The organism is Paenibacillus hemerocallicola (assembly GCF_006265175.1).
GTDB lineage: Bacteria > Bacillota > Bacilli > Paenibacillales > NBRC-103111 > Paenibacillus_AB > Paenibacillus_AB hemerocallicola.
On the sequence record NZ_VDCQ01000047.1, the window covers coordinates 30,067 to 43,538 of the forward strand.

Here is a 13,472-nt window from a genome sequence, read left to right on the forward strand (position 1 = left end):
GGACAATAACGGAAATATGTTCCGTTATCTAACTTACACAGAAGCAGTAGCGGACATTAACCGTTCACTCTCCCTCGCCGGACAGCGCCTTGTCATTTTTACGGTATTCCTGGGGGGTCATGCCGGTTTTGTGCCGGAACAGCTCATGGAAATGCTTCATATCGTGATAGCCGACCGTATTGGCGATTTGCTGGACGGTCTTGGAGGTCGTCTTCAGCAGCTCGCAGCATGTTTTGACGCGCAAATGCTGCACGTATGAGGTGAAGGAGGAGCCGGTCGCCTGCTTCAACAGCCGCTGCAGATGGCTTACGCTGAGAAACGAATGCTCCGCGACCTGCTTCAGGGTAATGTCCTCGAAGCAATGATGCTTGATATATTGAAGCGCGTCTTCGATCTTCGGGCTTCTTCTCTCATAGGAGCCGGTCATGACGGAATGCCGGTGCAGCAGGGCGATCAGCTGGCTGAAGAGCGAATGGACGACGACTTCGTAGCCGGGCTGTCTTTGCCGATACTCGGACAGAAGGTTGTAGAACAAATCGGCGAAAGCGCTGTCTTTATCATAAAGATGAAACCAGGGCCGCTCCATCGTATGTGGCTCGTACAGCACCTGGTGCAGCGCCGAGCCGGCCGGCGGAAAATCGGGCCATTGCCTCAGCGCTTCCGGCCGGAACACGCAGTTGATCACTCCCAGGCTGCCGACCTTGGCCGGCGAAGGAGGGCGATACACGTGGGCCGTACCCATCGGCAGCAAAAAAATGTCCCCCTGCTTGACCTGCAGCGTCGCATCGTTCATATACTGGAAGCCGGTTCCTTCGGTGACATAGCTGATCTCGATGGCATCATGGGTATGCTTGGACAGCTTGAACGCCTCGTAGGCGCGGTTGACGAATACGTGCATGCCCGGACGGAATCGTTCGTCCGATTTGAATACTTCCGTAGCGGCGGGAATCATGAACGGCAGCCTCCCCGAGCTTCTGACATTATCACCATTATATACATGGCCGCATGACGGATACAATCCTTGCTCCGCCTCGCCCCGATTTGTCGGACCACTCATAATGATTTATGACCCCTATATAATTCAGGTATAACCCCCATATTTGATTGGCCAGTTCGCGTATAATGAAAGCTATAAGACAGAGTGGTTCGGTCCGGCCGTCATCGCTCGCGATCCAAAACAAGCATCGCAAGGAGGTCTCTATGTCGAAAATCGATCGCCAAGCTTTAGTATCCCGGCATAATCCGGTTATCCGGGAAATCGTACCGATGGCTCCGCTTTCCGTAGGGAACGGAGAGTTCGCTTTTACGGCGGATATTACGGGGATGCAGTCGTTTCCCGAGAAGTACGAAGTTCCGCTGAGCACTCAGTCGCAATGGGCCTGGCACAGCTCGGGAGGGAGAGACGTTTGGCGGCTGGACGACGTAAGCATGCAGTACCGCGAAGGCGGACGCGGAGGCTATCCGCTCCGGGCGGAAGACCGCGAGGAGCCCTTTCATTGGTTAAGGCAAAATCCGCACCGGCTGCAGCTCGGCCAGTTCGGCTTCCGTTTTCTCTCGTCTGCGGGACGGACGCTTTCCGCAGAAGCGGTCACCGATATCGAACAGACGCTCGATCAATGGACCGGCATTCTCACGAGCCGTTTCCGCGTGGAAGGAATTCCGGTCCTTGTGCATACGTCCTGTCATCCGCTGCTGGACCAGTTCGGGATTATGGCCGAAAGTCCGCTGCTGTCCGAAGGGCGGATGGCCGTGTCGATCCGGTTCCCCGCGCCCGGAATGGTGTCGCGCAGCTGGGACCGGTCGATCGCGCTGAATTGGGACGAGGCGGATTCCCATGCTACGGCATTCACGCCGTTGTCGCCCGCAAGCGCTTTAATCGGCAGATCGATGGACAACGACGGTTACCGCGTCGAGCTTCGATGGTCGCAGGGCGTGCTGGAGCGGGAAAGCGCACACTCGTTCCTGCTGCGCGGAGACGGATCGGCCGAGCGACTTGATTTCGCGGCAGGCTTTACGCCGCCGGACCGGACGCCGACGCCCGTATCGGCGGGAGAGACGATGGAGGCGAGCCGGGAGCATTGGGAACGGTTCTGGCGCGAAGGCGGGGCGATCGAGCTGGCGGACAGCCGCGACCCGCGGGCGCCGGAGCTGGAACGACGCATCGTGCAATCGCAGTTTTTGACGGCGATTCACAGTGCGGGATCGCTGCCCCCGCAAGAGACCGGGCTGCTGTACAACAGCTGGTTCGGCAAATTCCACCTCGAGATGCATTGGTGGCACGCCTTTCATTTTCCTCTGTGGGGAAGAGCCGAATTGCTTCGGAAAAGTATGGGCTGGTACAGCGATATATTGCCGGAAGCGCGGGCGCTGGCGCAGTCGCAAGGGTATGCGGGGGCCAGATGGCCGAAGATGGTCGCGCCGGACGGAATTCAAAGCCCGTCTCCGATCGGTCCTCTGCTCATCTGGCAGCAGCCGCATCCGATCGCGCTGGCGGAGCTGTGCTATTTGGCCGACCCGACGGAGGAGACGCTGCGGGAATACGGCGAGCTCGTGCTCGAATCGGCGGAGTTCATGGCCTCGTTTGCGGAATGGGACGAGGCGGGGCAGCGGTACGTGCTGGGTCCTCCCGTCATCCCCGCTCAGGAGCGGCACAAGGGCGAGCATACGCGCAATCCGACCTATGAGCTGGAGTATTGGCGCCACGGGCTCGAGCTGGCCGCCGAATGGGCGAAGAGACTCGGCAAGGAAGCGGACCCTAAGTGGCAGGACGTCCGCGAGCGATTGTCTGTGCTTCCCGTAGCGGAAGGCGTCTATTTGGCCCATGAGAACTGCCCGGATACGTTTACCCGTACCAATACCGATCATCCTTCCATGCTTGGCGCACTTGGGATGCTGCCGGGCAAGAAGGTCGACCTTGCCATCATGCGGGCTACGCTGGCGCGGGTCATGGAAAGCTGGCAATGGGAAACGACGTGGGGCTGGGACTATCCGATGGCCGCCATGACCGCGGCCCGCCTCGGGGAACGAAAAGCGGCCGTGGACCTGCTTCTGATGGACGTAACCAAAAATTTGTATTTGCCGAACGGCCACAATTACCAGCGGCCGGGCTTGATGGCTTATTTGCCCGGCAACGGGGGCTTGCTGATCGCAGTCGCCATGATGGCGTGCGGATGGCAGGACGGTCCGCACGAGCACGCGCCGGGATTCCCCGACGACGGAAGCTGGACGGTACGCTGGGAAGGGTTGAACCGGTGGATGTGAACGGGAACGTGCGAGTCTGCGGCAAGCGGTCCCCGCCCGCAGACTCGATCCGCTGCTTTTGCGCCGCAAAGACGAAACGGCCCAAATGATTCATTATCCCTGTACAGCTGATGCAGGACCCCCATAAAGACGCAAACGGAAATGATATAATTTTGTAGAAGAGACAAATCGCTCTTAGTCCGGCTTTTCGGTAAAAGCCGGTTCGTTGAAGTAAACGCTTTCCCCGACAAGCTCCGGAAAAGGAGCCCGTTTCCGGGTACGATACGCTGGAACTGATTCGGTTGGGACCAACAGCTCGTTGTACGTTAGTACCCAGAATCCGCTTGAATCGGATGTCGTATTTGCGCCGTCCTATCGATAACAGCAAACAGTGGAATTGATAGGCGCAATGGTGTGAGTTACAGCGGTCAGCGAACTTAATACGCGCCATCGCATGACCAAGACCAAAAGCAAACCCGCATCCAGTGAGCATACAGACGATAGCGGTCGTCATGCGAAGATGGCGAAGGCCATAGCGATACGATTGCGCATAAGCCCGCAACAAGTACGCATCAGGCATTGGCGAAATAAAAATCACGCAAGGAGCGGATTCCATGTCTACTCTGTTCAAATTGCAGGCAAATGCCGGCTTCCATCGCCGTGAGCATTGTCCGGTGTCGTTCCGCATCCCGGCAGATTCTCCGTTGCTGCAAGGCCGTAAAGCCGCGGATTTGGGCATGCTCGGGCCGGACGGCGAGCCGGTCGCGCTACAATGCGAGGAGGCGGAGGGAGGCGCTCTCCTCCTGCACTGGATCATCCGCAGCGCTTCCCCCGGCGATAAGCCGGTATACACCGTTTATGAGGGCAATAATCGGCCTATCGGGCCGGAAGAGGGAATACGGCTCGTCGAGACGGAGAACCGGGTCGACATCGTGGCGGAAGGAAGCTTCTTCACCTCTTGCGTATTCGATCCGCAGCTCGCCAAGCCGTATATCGGTCCGGTTGCAGGTCCGTACGGGGAAAGCTTCACCCGGCTCGACTTCGAGACGAAGGAGCATCCGCACCACCGTTCCCTATGGCTCGCGATCGGCGATGTCAACGGCATAGACTTCTGGAATGAGCCGGCGGACCGCCATGGGAAGCAGATGCTGGCGGAGCTGTCGGGGAAGACGGACGGTCCGGTTTTGGCGAGATTGACGTCTACCCAAAATTGGTGCTCGCACGGAGGCAAAGCCCAATTGTCCGAGACCCGGACGATGACGTTCTACAACACACCGGCGAACGGACGGCTGATCGATCTCGATTTCGAGCTTGCGGCGAATAAGGATCGGATCGAGTTCGGCGCGACGAAGGAAGCTGGTCCGCTGGGCATCCGGGTCGCCGAGTCGATGAAGGCGGACAACGGGGGGACGATCGTCAACGCTTACGGCTCCGTCGGGGAGAAGGAATGCTGGGGCAAGCGCGCCCCCTGGTGCGATTATTACGGGGAAGCGGGAGGCCATACGCTCGGCATCGCCGCCTTCGATTATCCGGACAACGACGATTTCCCGACGTATTGGCATGTCCGCGATTACGGGCTGCTTGCGGCGAACAACCTGTATTTTGCCGGCGGCAAGCTGTTCCGCAAAGGACAGTCGATCCGGTACAGGCACCGCATTTATTTCCACGAAGGCGATACGGCGGCCGCCAAAGTGGCGGACAAATACCAGGACTACATCCATCCGCCCGCAGTGGCGCTGTTTAACGTATAGATTACGGACGCCGGTTGCCAAGCGACGCCAAGCGAACCATGGAACGAGCGACGGTACCGGCACATAGAGAACGGTCCATAACGGAGGGGAGGGATACCGCATGAATGCATCGCGGTTTGCACGGCAACCGGGCCGCAATCGGCTCGTAATGAGACGTCCGTCCTCGTGGTGGGGGAGCCTTTGGCGGGAAGCGCTTCCTTCGGGCAACGGCATCGTCGGCGCAGCCGTCTACGGCGGCGTTCGTGCCGAAACGGTGCTGATCAACCACTCCGAGCTGTGGCACGGCGGCGTGAAAGGGCAATTGCCCGACGTAAGCCCGCTGCTGCCGGACATTCGCGCGCAGATGCGGGATGGCAACTATGCCGCGGCCAAAACGGCGCTGACCGAAGCGCTGGCCGAGCGGCGGTACGAATCGAAGAGGGAGGTGCCCCTGCCCCTTGGCGATATCAAGGTGACGATGACCGCGGGTGACGCTTTCCGGCGGTACAGACGCTCGCTCGACATGGAGACGGGGGAGGTTTCCGTTTGCTGGGAGAGCGCTGCCGCATCTTATGAAAGGGTGCTCTTCGTGTCCCGCCGGGACGACATGGTCGTGTACGAGCTGCGGGCCGGCGGAGGGACGATCGAGGCGGAAATCGGGCTGATGCCGCACGATAAGGCGGATTCCTCGCCGTCCATTCCGTCGTATGTAGAGTCGACGGCGGAAACGATAGCCGGCGACGGATATTTGTTTTATGCGGCGAAGAATGAGGACGGGCGGGACTTCGGGGCCGTGCTGCGGGTTATTCCGGACGGAGGCCGGGTCGTCTTCTCGGACGGCAAAGCGATCGTTTCCGGAGCGGAGCGCGCGCTGCTGCTGCTGAAAACGTTCGTGCGCGGCGAACGGGCGAAAGAATGGCCGTCTCTCGCGGAGACGCTCGGAGCTGTCGCATTTTCCTACGACGAGCTGCTGGAGCGGCATACGGCATTGCACCGCCCTCTGTTCCTGTCCGCGCGAATTCGTCTGGGCCCGGAACAGGAAGGGAAGTCGAACGAGGAGCTGCTGCTGGAGGCGTATGAGGGAGAAGGTCTTCCTCCCGGCTTGGCCGAGAAAATGTGGGCGTTCGGTCGTTACCTGTTCATCTCGGCGACGAGGCCGGACGGGATGCCATTCCCGCTGTACGGGCTGTGGGGCGGCGAATATCGTCTGATGTGGAGCCATTTCATGGCGAACGAAAATATCCAGATGATGTATTGGCACGCCTCCGTCGGCGGCTTGTCCGAGCTCGTCCCGGCTTTGTTCCGCTATTACGAGGGCATGATGGACGTCTTTCGCGACAATGCCCGCAAGCTGTACGGCTGCCGGGGCATCTTCATCCCGGCGGGGACGACGCCGAATGTCGGCACGCCGTTCCAGACCGTGCCCGTCATTTTGTACTGGACGGGGGCCGCCGGATGGCTGGCGCAGCATGTATACGAGTACGCCTTGTTCACGGGGGACCGGTCTTTTTTGAAGGAGCGGGCGTTGCCCTTCATGCGGGAAGCGGCGCTGTTTTACCAGGATTTTCTCGAGGTGGGGGAAGACGGGTATTACCGTTCCTATCCGTCCGTATCGCCGGAAAACACCCCGGCCAATTTTTACCCGTCCGGACCGAAGCCGTTGGCCCATCCGATGCCGAGCGCCATCAACGCGACACTGGATTTTGCCATCGCCAGGGAGCTGCTGACGAATCTGGTCGAGGGCAGCCGGACAGCCGGAGTGTACGAGGAGGAGCGCGGCGAATGGGAGCGAATGCTCCGCCGCATTCCGCCGTATCAGATCAACGGCGACGGTGCTGTCAAGGAATGGATGCATCCGGATTTCGAGGACAACTACCGGCATCGGCACATTTCGCATTCGTACCCTGTTTTCCCGGGCAGGGAAATTACGAGACAAAGCGATCCCGCGCTGTTCGCGGCATTCGGCACGGCGATCGAGAAGCGGCTCGTCATCGGGATCGCCGACCAGACCGCGTGGTCGCTAGCGCACTTGGCCAACTTGTACGCGCGGATGGAGGACGGCGAGCGCGCCCTCGAATGTCTCGAGCTGATGTCCCGCTCCTGTGTGCTCGGCAACCTGTATACGGTGCATAACGATTGGAGGGGCATGGGCGTTACGCTGTCCGACCGGAAGGCGCCGGTTCAGCTCGACGGCAACATGGGCTGGGTATCCGCCGTACAGGAGATGCTGCTGTACGTATCGCCGAAGCTGGTCAAATTGCTGCCGGCGTTGCCTGCCGATTGGAAGCAGGGGTCCGTGAACGGACTGCGCTTTTGCGCAGGCACGGTCGCGATGGATTGGGATGTCGGGCAGGGACGGTTCGAGGCCGCGCTCCATGCGGAGCGGGAAGCCGGGATCAGCGTGAAAGCGCCTCCCCTGTTCGGCGAATGCCGTTGGCGGCTGGAACGTGCCGACGGAGAGCAGGCGGAAGGCGACGCAGGCGGGCCGGCGGGAGAGACAAGCGACACGCTGCCGGACGTTCAGCTCCGAGCGGGCGACACGCTGCGCATAACATTCGATCGGAGCCGGCTCGCCCGGGAGCTTGCAGGGCAAGCCGCGGCGTCGGGAAACGGTTTGGAACCGAGCACGAAGTGAGAGGGGGAGCGTCGATGGGCGAGAGGGAAGTCGAGCAAACGCTTGAGCGGACGATTGACCGGACGGCCGGACAAGAGAAGATACAGACGATCGATCGGACGTTTGAACGGCAATTCATAACGCCTTCCGACGAGTATACGCCGATCCCGTTCTGGTTTTGGAACGACGCGCTTGACGAGGTGGAGCTGCTCGGACAGATCGGCAGCTTTGCGGAGAAAGGCGTCATGGGCTTCGTCATCCATCCCCGGATGGGCATTCCCGAAGAGATCCCGTATTTGTCGGACCGCTTCATGGATCTGGTCGAAGCCGCCGTCCGGGAAGCTTCCCGCCGCGGGATGACCGTCTTTTTGTACGACGAGGCGATGTACCCGTCCGGTTCGGCCAACGGTCTCGTTGTCGAAGGCAATCCCGAATTCGCGAGCCGAGGCTTGAAAATGGCCGAATTCGACTGTAACGAGCCGGTGCTCCTGGCTTCCGCGCTGGAGCGGGGGGACACGCTCGTCTCGGCGCAGGCGATCCGCAAGACGGGGGAAAAGGCGGCCGATCCCGATTCGGCGGTCGTCGTGCAGCCGGCTGGCGGCGCGGTATCGTTCGAGCCTCCGGATTCCGGCAGATGGTCGATTGTCCTGTTCATCGAAACGAACTCCCGGGGGACGATCCGGGGCATCCACGCAGGAGAGGATGACGGTCAGCCGGATGCGCCGGCGGCCGCCGACTTGTTGAACCCCGCCGCTACCGCCAAATTTATCCGGATTACCCACGAACGGTATTACGGGCGGCTGGCGCGCTATTTCGGCAATACGGTCCAAGCGTTCTTCACGGACGAACCGGATATGCTCGGCCGCAGGCATAAGAAAGGACTCGTGCCGTGGACCGGAAGCTTTCTGGATCTCTTTCTTGAGGAAGGGCTAAGGGAAACCGATCTGCCGCTGCTGTGGCTGGAAGCGGAGACGTCCGGAGACGTTCGCGCCAAATATCGCAGAGCCGTGCGCAAGCGGCTGTCCTTCGCCTATTACGAGCCGCTGGCCGACTGGTGCACGCGGCACGGCATCGCCTTCACCGGCCATCCGGCGGCGAGCGACGATATCGGCCTCCAGGACCATTTCCACATTCCCGGGCAGGATGTCGTGTGGCGCTGGGTCGGGCCTGAGGACGGGCTTGCGCTGGAGGGGCGGCACAGCACGATGGCCAAATGCTCCTCGGACGCGGCCAGACACCGGGGCAGGCGCCGGAATTTGAACGAGGTGCTGGGCGTATGCGGGAAAGGAAACGGCTGGGCGCTGACCGCAGACGACATGAAATGGTATCTCGATTGGCTGTTCGTACGCGGAGTCAACATGCTGGTGCCGCACGCTTTCTATTATTCCGTCGGCGGACCTCTCCGTTACAAGGAGCGGCCGCCGGACGTAGGGCCGAACAATATTTGGTGGCCGCATTACAAGCCGTTCGTCGATTATATGAAGCGAATGTGCTGGCTCATGACCGACAGCCGCAACGTGACGCCGGTCGCCGTGCTTTGCCGTGAAGATTGGCTGCCTTGGAAAATCGTGAAACCGCTTTACGAGCACCAGATCGAATTCAATTATTTGGAGGAAAGACTGCTGTCCGGCATTGCCGACATACGGAACGGAGCGATCCGGATTGCCGGCCAAACCTATACCGTGCTGGCAGTGGAGAACGGCGGCGTGTGGGAGCAGGAAACGTATGAAGCGGTTAATCGATTCCGGGACTCGGGGGGAACGGTAATCGTTCTGGACGAAGCCGGTGAAGCGTCCCGCTTGCTGCCCTTCACGCGGCACATCGCGGAGGCGGAGCACATCGTCGCCGCGCTGGACGAAAGCACGCCGAGAGTCGTTCGGATGCATCCGCCGAGCGCCGATATCCGCGCCAGCCTTCTCGTCAAGGAGGGCCAGCATGTTCTCGTGCTGGTTAACGAAGGCGAAGGCGGCTACGAAGGTCGCGTCACGGTTCCCGTATCCGGCCGGGTCGAGCTCTGGAATGCGTGGAGCGGAGAAATACATCCGGCGGATACGCGCCGAGCGGAAGCGGGGTCGGATATTGGAGTTGTCCTGGAACGAAGACAGAGCGTCGTGTACCGGATCGATCCGGACGGAGTGGGGCAGGCTGGAGAGGACGATGCAGGTCCTGCTCCGGCAGCTTCGGGACGCGAGCTTCTTTTGACCGAAGGCTGGCGAGCGGAGGCTCCCGATTTTCCGGGCGATGTCGCAGGATTGGGCTCTTGGACGGAGCGGCCGGGCTTGGAGCACATATCGGGTACGGCGGTGTACCGCTGTTCGTTCGGGCTGGATGAGCCGGGAGCGGGAAAAAGGCTGCTGCTGAACCTTGGAGAAGTGCATGAAATCGCCGAGGTGCGGGTCAACGGGCAAGCGGCGGGAGTCGCGATGTGGGCGCCATACGTCATCGATATAAGACCTTACGTGCGTCAGGGCGCGAACGAGCTTGCCGTAGCCGTCACGAACAGTCTGGCCAACCGGCTCGACGGCGAAAGCCTTCCTTCCGGCCTGATCGGACCGATAACCATTACGGTCGCGAATTCATAATAATCATGGGGGGATTAATATGAGTCTTAAAGGAACACGCAAAGTATTTGCCGTGGCGGCCGGTTTCAGCCTGGTCTTTGTCACGGCCTGCTCCGGAGGAGGAGGAAGCGCCGGCACCGGGGAAGCGCCGGGCAAGCAAGCGGCCGCGAAGGCGGACGAACCGGCAAGCCTGGTCGTCTATTCCAACAGCGGGGATTCCGTCGAAAGCTGGAACGACCGGTTCGGCAACGCGCTTAAGCAGAAATTCCCCAACTACACGATCAAATACATCCAGAAGACGAAGGAAGTCGGGCTCAAGGAGCTGCTGACGAACGGCGAGACGATCGACCTGTACTGGGATTCGATCGGCGGCTTCGCCTCGACGCTTGCGGACAGCAGCCTGCAGTACGACATGACCGAGCTGATGAAAGCGCGCGGCGTCAATTTCTCCAAGATGGAGCCGACCGTCGCCGACTCCGTCAAGCTGATCGACCCGGCCAAAGTATACGGCATTCCCGTGTTCAACAACAATATGGTGCTTTATTACAACAAGGACGTGTTCGACCGGTTCGGGGTGCCGTACCCTAAGGACGGCATGACCTGGACCGAGACGAACAAGCTGGCGGAGAAGCTGACTCGTCACGATGGCAAGCAGTATATCGGGCTATCCTCCTCGCAGACGCATATGCTGCTCATGAACCAGCTGTCCATCCCGTTCGTCGATCCGGCCAAAAGCTCGCCGACGATCGCGAGCGACGAGAGGTGGAAACAGTTTTTCGACACCGTCTTCGTCGGTCCGGCGCAGGCTCCCGGCTACAAGGAGTACATGGAAGCGCACAAAAACGTTATCCCGTACCGCGATGAATTTCTCAAGGAAAAAGAGGTCGGCATGTTCGCCTGGCTCTCCTCGATCATCTTCGTATACCCCGAGGAGTTCAAGAGCATGAATTGGGATATGGTGTCGCTGCCCACCTTCGAGAAGCTGCCGAATACCGGCTCGCAGGCGTATCCGACCTACTTTACGGTCACGAGCATGTCCAAGCAGAAGGAGCAGGCAATGAACGTCATCGAATATCTTATCTCGGAAGATATGCAGAAGCAGCTCAGCCGAAAAGGCGTCATGACCGTGCTCAAGGACGAAGCGATCCATAAGCTGTACGGACAGGAGAGCGCCTTTAAAGAGAAACGGCTGCAAGCGGCTTTCTACAACAAGTTCGCCGCGATTCCGGCCAAGACGCGCTTCGAAAGCTTGCTGCTCACCCCTTATGCGAAAGCGGTTCCGAAGGTGATTCAGACCGGCGACGCCAATACCGTATTCCGCGCGACGGAAGAAGAAACCGCCAAGAAGATCGCCGAAGCGGCCAAATAGCTCAATATAGATTTATAGAAAGAACAAGGGAGAAAGGCGCAAGGTGTAGCGCTTTCCTCCCTTGTTTCGTTTCTTGCAGTTGCGGGCCGTTCTCTCAGCCCGGGGTATAGACCGGCAAACCGTCATTGCCGATCGTCATTTTGTACCTCGTTCCGTTCGGAGCATGGATGTAGATGCCGTCGAAGTTCGACGCGCCTTGGACCGATACGGGGGCCGTTTTGCCTTCCGCGTTATTGTCGGTTATTTGCACGTTGCTGCATGTCGAGGTGACGTTGATGCCGTATTGGTTTTGATTGCCGGACGGGGCTTTCGTGATGCGGTTGCCCGCGACCGTTCCGTTTTTCGCCGAATTGGCCACCGTAATGCCGTGCCGCGTATTGTCGGTTTCCGTAGCCGGGGAAGCGATGAAGTTGTCTTTGACCTGGAACCGGTCCATACTCTGGATATAGATTCCGGTTCTGCCGCAGCGCTCGATCTGATTGTGATGGATGTTGATATGGGCCGTATGGCCTTTGTTTTTGTAATCGGCATCGGGCTCTTCGGAGTATACCGCTTCCGTCTTGGTATCCTGAAAGTGGTTGTCGCCGATGTTAGCTCGGCTAACGTAAGACAGCCATATTCCGCGGTACACGTTCCGGAACACATTGCCGGTCACGGTCAAGTTGTTCGTCCAGCGCATCGTTATATTGCTGCTCGTCGTAACGGCCTGCTCGAACGTATTGCCGGTAATCGTCACCGACTCGACCTTGGCGTAGACGGCGTTGTCTTTCGGCCAGCCGACGCAGTAAATGTTTTCGGCGAGCGTCGCTTTGAATATATTGTCCGAAATGATCACGTTTCTCGAAGATTGGGGGAGTCCGGTCTGATTGCCGGCCGCGTCCTTGGACGACTCCGTGTTGCCCGCCGGGTTGGACAGCATGATGCCTCGCTTGCAGCCGGAGAACGTGTTGCCGGACACGAGCAGATCGGCGAATTTGAAGCTGCGCACGCCCGCGAACGTCATCCCTTCGAACGTATTGCCGGCGATTTTGATGTTGGAGTTGAACGAATCGTAGACGGCGTAATGGTTGCCCACGCCGCTGGGCCATGCCTGGGTGCCCGCCGTTCCGCTGGCGCCGAAGTAGCAGTCGCGGATGACGATATTCGTGCAAGGCGTACCGTCAAAGGCGCCCCATTGGGAGAAGCCGGCCTGCGTATGATTGGCGAGCTGGATCGCTTCCGGATAGTCGCGGGATTGGTCCGGCGTGCCGTCCCGGTATCCGAGAAACCGGCAATTTTCGATCCATACGTTGTCGCAGGCGTTCATGTCGATACCGTGATTGGAGACGATATCGCGAAGCTCGGTATTCCGCACGACGATGTTGCGGCCTCTGGCCAAGCCGAAGCCGTTATAGGCGTCGGGATAGAGCAAAATATTGCCTTCCCAGACGCCCCCCTCGATGACGATATTGCCGTGTCCCTCGTAGCCTTGGTACGTCGAGCCGTTGTCGCCGTTGACCAGGAACGAGTAGTCGTGGCAGCGCAAAATTTTCGCGCCCGGGTCCAGCGTGAGCCGCGTGTTCCTGTAAATTCTGAGCGTATCGATGACTTTATAAGTGCCCTTCGGGATGAGTACGTGCGAGCGTCCGCCCTGCAGCGATTCATTCAAAGCGGCTTGTATGGCGGCCGTATCGTCCGTCGTGCCGTCTCCGGCCGCGCCGAAATCTTTCACGTTGCAGAAGGGAAGCGATTCGGCGAGCAGCGTTTGCAGCTTGCCGTTCTCCTTGTCCTTTTCCTTGCCTTTATCCTTGTAAACGGCGTCGGATACCGATTGAGCGGATACCGCGGTATCCGAACGGAAGATGCCGCTTCCGGCGGCCATCGCCACACCCGTCATGCCCAAGGCGGCAAGCAGCTTTCTTCTGCTGATCGTACGGCCCGGCTTTTGTCGCTCTGTCATTACACATTCCTCCTTATGG

The 13,472-nt window shown here is 59.5% G+C and carries 7 protein-coding genes; 5 read left to right on the forward strand and 2 right to left on the reverse strand.

Annotated elements, in window-relative coordinates:
- Nucleotides 1–64: 64 nt before the first annotated feature.
- Entirely contained in the window at nucleotides 65–1,057 is a 993-nt protein-coding gene (locus FE784_RS26910) for a helix-turn-helix domain-containing protein (protein WP_139605351.1), read from the reverse strand.
- Nucleotides 1,058–1,200: 143 nt separating this feature from the next.
- Here FE784_RS26910 and FE784_RS26915 point away from each other — a divergent pair, with 143 nt between their 5' ends.
- The 5 genes from FE784_RS26915 (at nucleotide 1,201) to FE784_RS26935 (ending at nucleotide 11,514) form a co-directional block, all read left to right on the forward strand.
- Nucleotides 1,201–3,261, forward strand: a complete 2,061-nt coding sequence (locus FE784_RS26915) for a glycoside hydrolase family 65 (RefSeq protein ID WP_139605352.1) — start codon at nucleotides 1,201–1,203, stop codon at nucleotides 3,259–3,261.
- A gap of 593 nt (nucleotides 3,262–3,854) precedes the next feature.
- Nucleotides 3,855–4,991, forward strand: a complete 1,137-nt coding sequence (locus FE784_RS26920) for a DUF6807 domain-containing protein (RefSeq protein WP_139605353.1) — start codon at nucleotides 3,855–3,857, stop codon at nucleotides 4,989–4,991.
- 100 nt (nucleotides 4,992–5,091) lie between these two features.
- Nucleotides 5,092–7,605 (forward strand): glycosyl hydrolase family 95 catalytic domain-containing protein, encoded by a 2,514-nt coding sequence (locus FE784_RS26925; RefSeq protein ID WP_139605354.1) that lies wholly within the window; start codon nucleotides 5,092–5,094, stop codon nucleotides 7,603–7,605.
- Nucleotides 7,606–7,619: 14 nt separating this feature from the next.
- Nucleotides 7,620–10,166 (forward strand): glycosylhydrolase-like jelly roll fold domain-containing protein, encoded by a 2,547-nt coding sequence (locus FE784_RS26930; RefSeq protein WP_139605355.1) that lies wholly within the window; start codon nucleotides 7,620–7,622, stop codon nucleotides 10,164–10,166.
- 19 nt (nucleotides 10,167–10,185) lie between these two features.
- Complete coding sequence (locus FE784_RS26935) at nucleotides 10,186–11,514, forward strand: ABC transporter substrate-binding protein (protein ID WP_139605356.1); 1,329 nt, start codon at nucleotides 10,186–10,188, stop codon at nucleotides 11,512–11,514.
- Nucleotides 11,515–11,608: 94 nt separating this feature from the next.
- On the opposite strand, the gene FE784_RS26940 is transcribed toward FE784_RS26935, so the two are convergent.
- Nucleotides 11,609–13,453, reverse strand: coding sequence for a right-handed parallel beta-helix repeat-containing protein (locus FE784_RS26940; RefSeq protein WP_139605357.1), 1,845 nt, complete (start codon nucleotides 13,451–13,453; stop codon nucleotides 11,609–11,611).
- Between the last annotated feature and the right edge of the window lie 19 nt (nucleotides 13,454–13,472).

Bases quoted from the DNA above. Each gene is read 5' to 3' on its own strand.
- FE784_RS26935 (WP_139605356.1), top strand. From the start codon at position 10,186: ATGAGTCTTAAAGGAACACGCAAAGTATTTGCCGTGGCGGCCGGTTTC.
- FE784_RS26940 (WP_139605357.1), bottom strand. From the start codon at position 13,453: ATGACAGAGCGACAAAAGCCGGGCCGTACGATCAGCAGAAGAAAGCTG.
- FE784_RS26930 (WP_139605355.1), top strand. From the start codon at position 7,620: ATGGGCGAGAGGGAAGTCGAGCAAACGCTTGAGCGGACGATTGACCGG.
- FE784_RS26915 (WP_139605352.1), top strand. From the start codon at position 1,201: ATGTCGAAAATCGATCGCCAAGCTTTAGTATCCCGGCATAATCCGGTT.
- FE784_RS26920 (WP_139605353.1), top strand. From the start codon at position 3,855: ATGTCTACTCTGTTCAAATTGCAGGCAAATGCCGGCTTCCATCGCCGT.
- FE784_RS26925 (WP_139605354.1), top strand. From the start codon at position 5,092: ATGAATGCATCGCGGTTTGCACGGCAACCGGGCCGCAATCGGCTCGTA.
- FE784_RS26910 (WP_139605351.1), bottom strand. From the start codon at position 1,057: ATGAGTGGTCCGACAAATCGGGGCGAGGCGGAGCAAGGATTGTATCCG.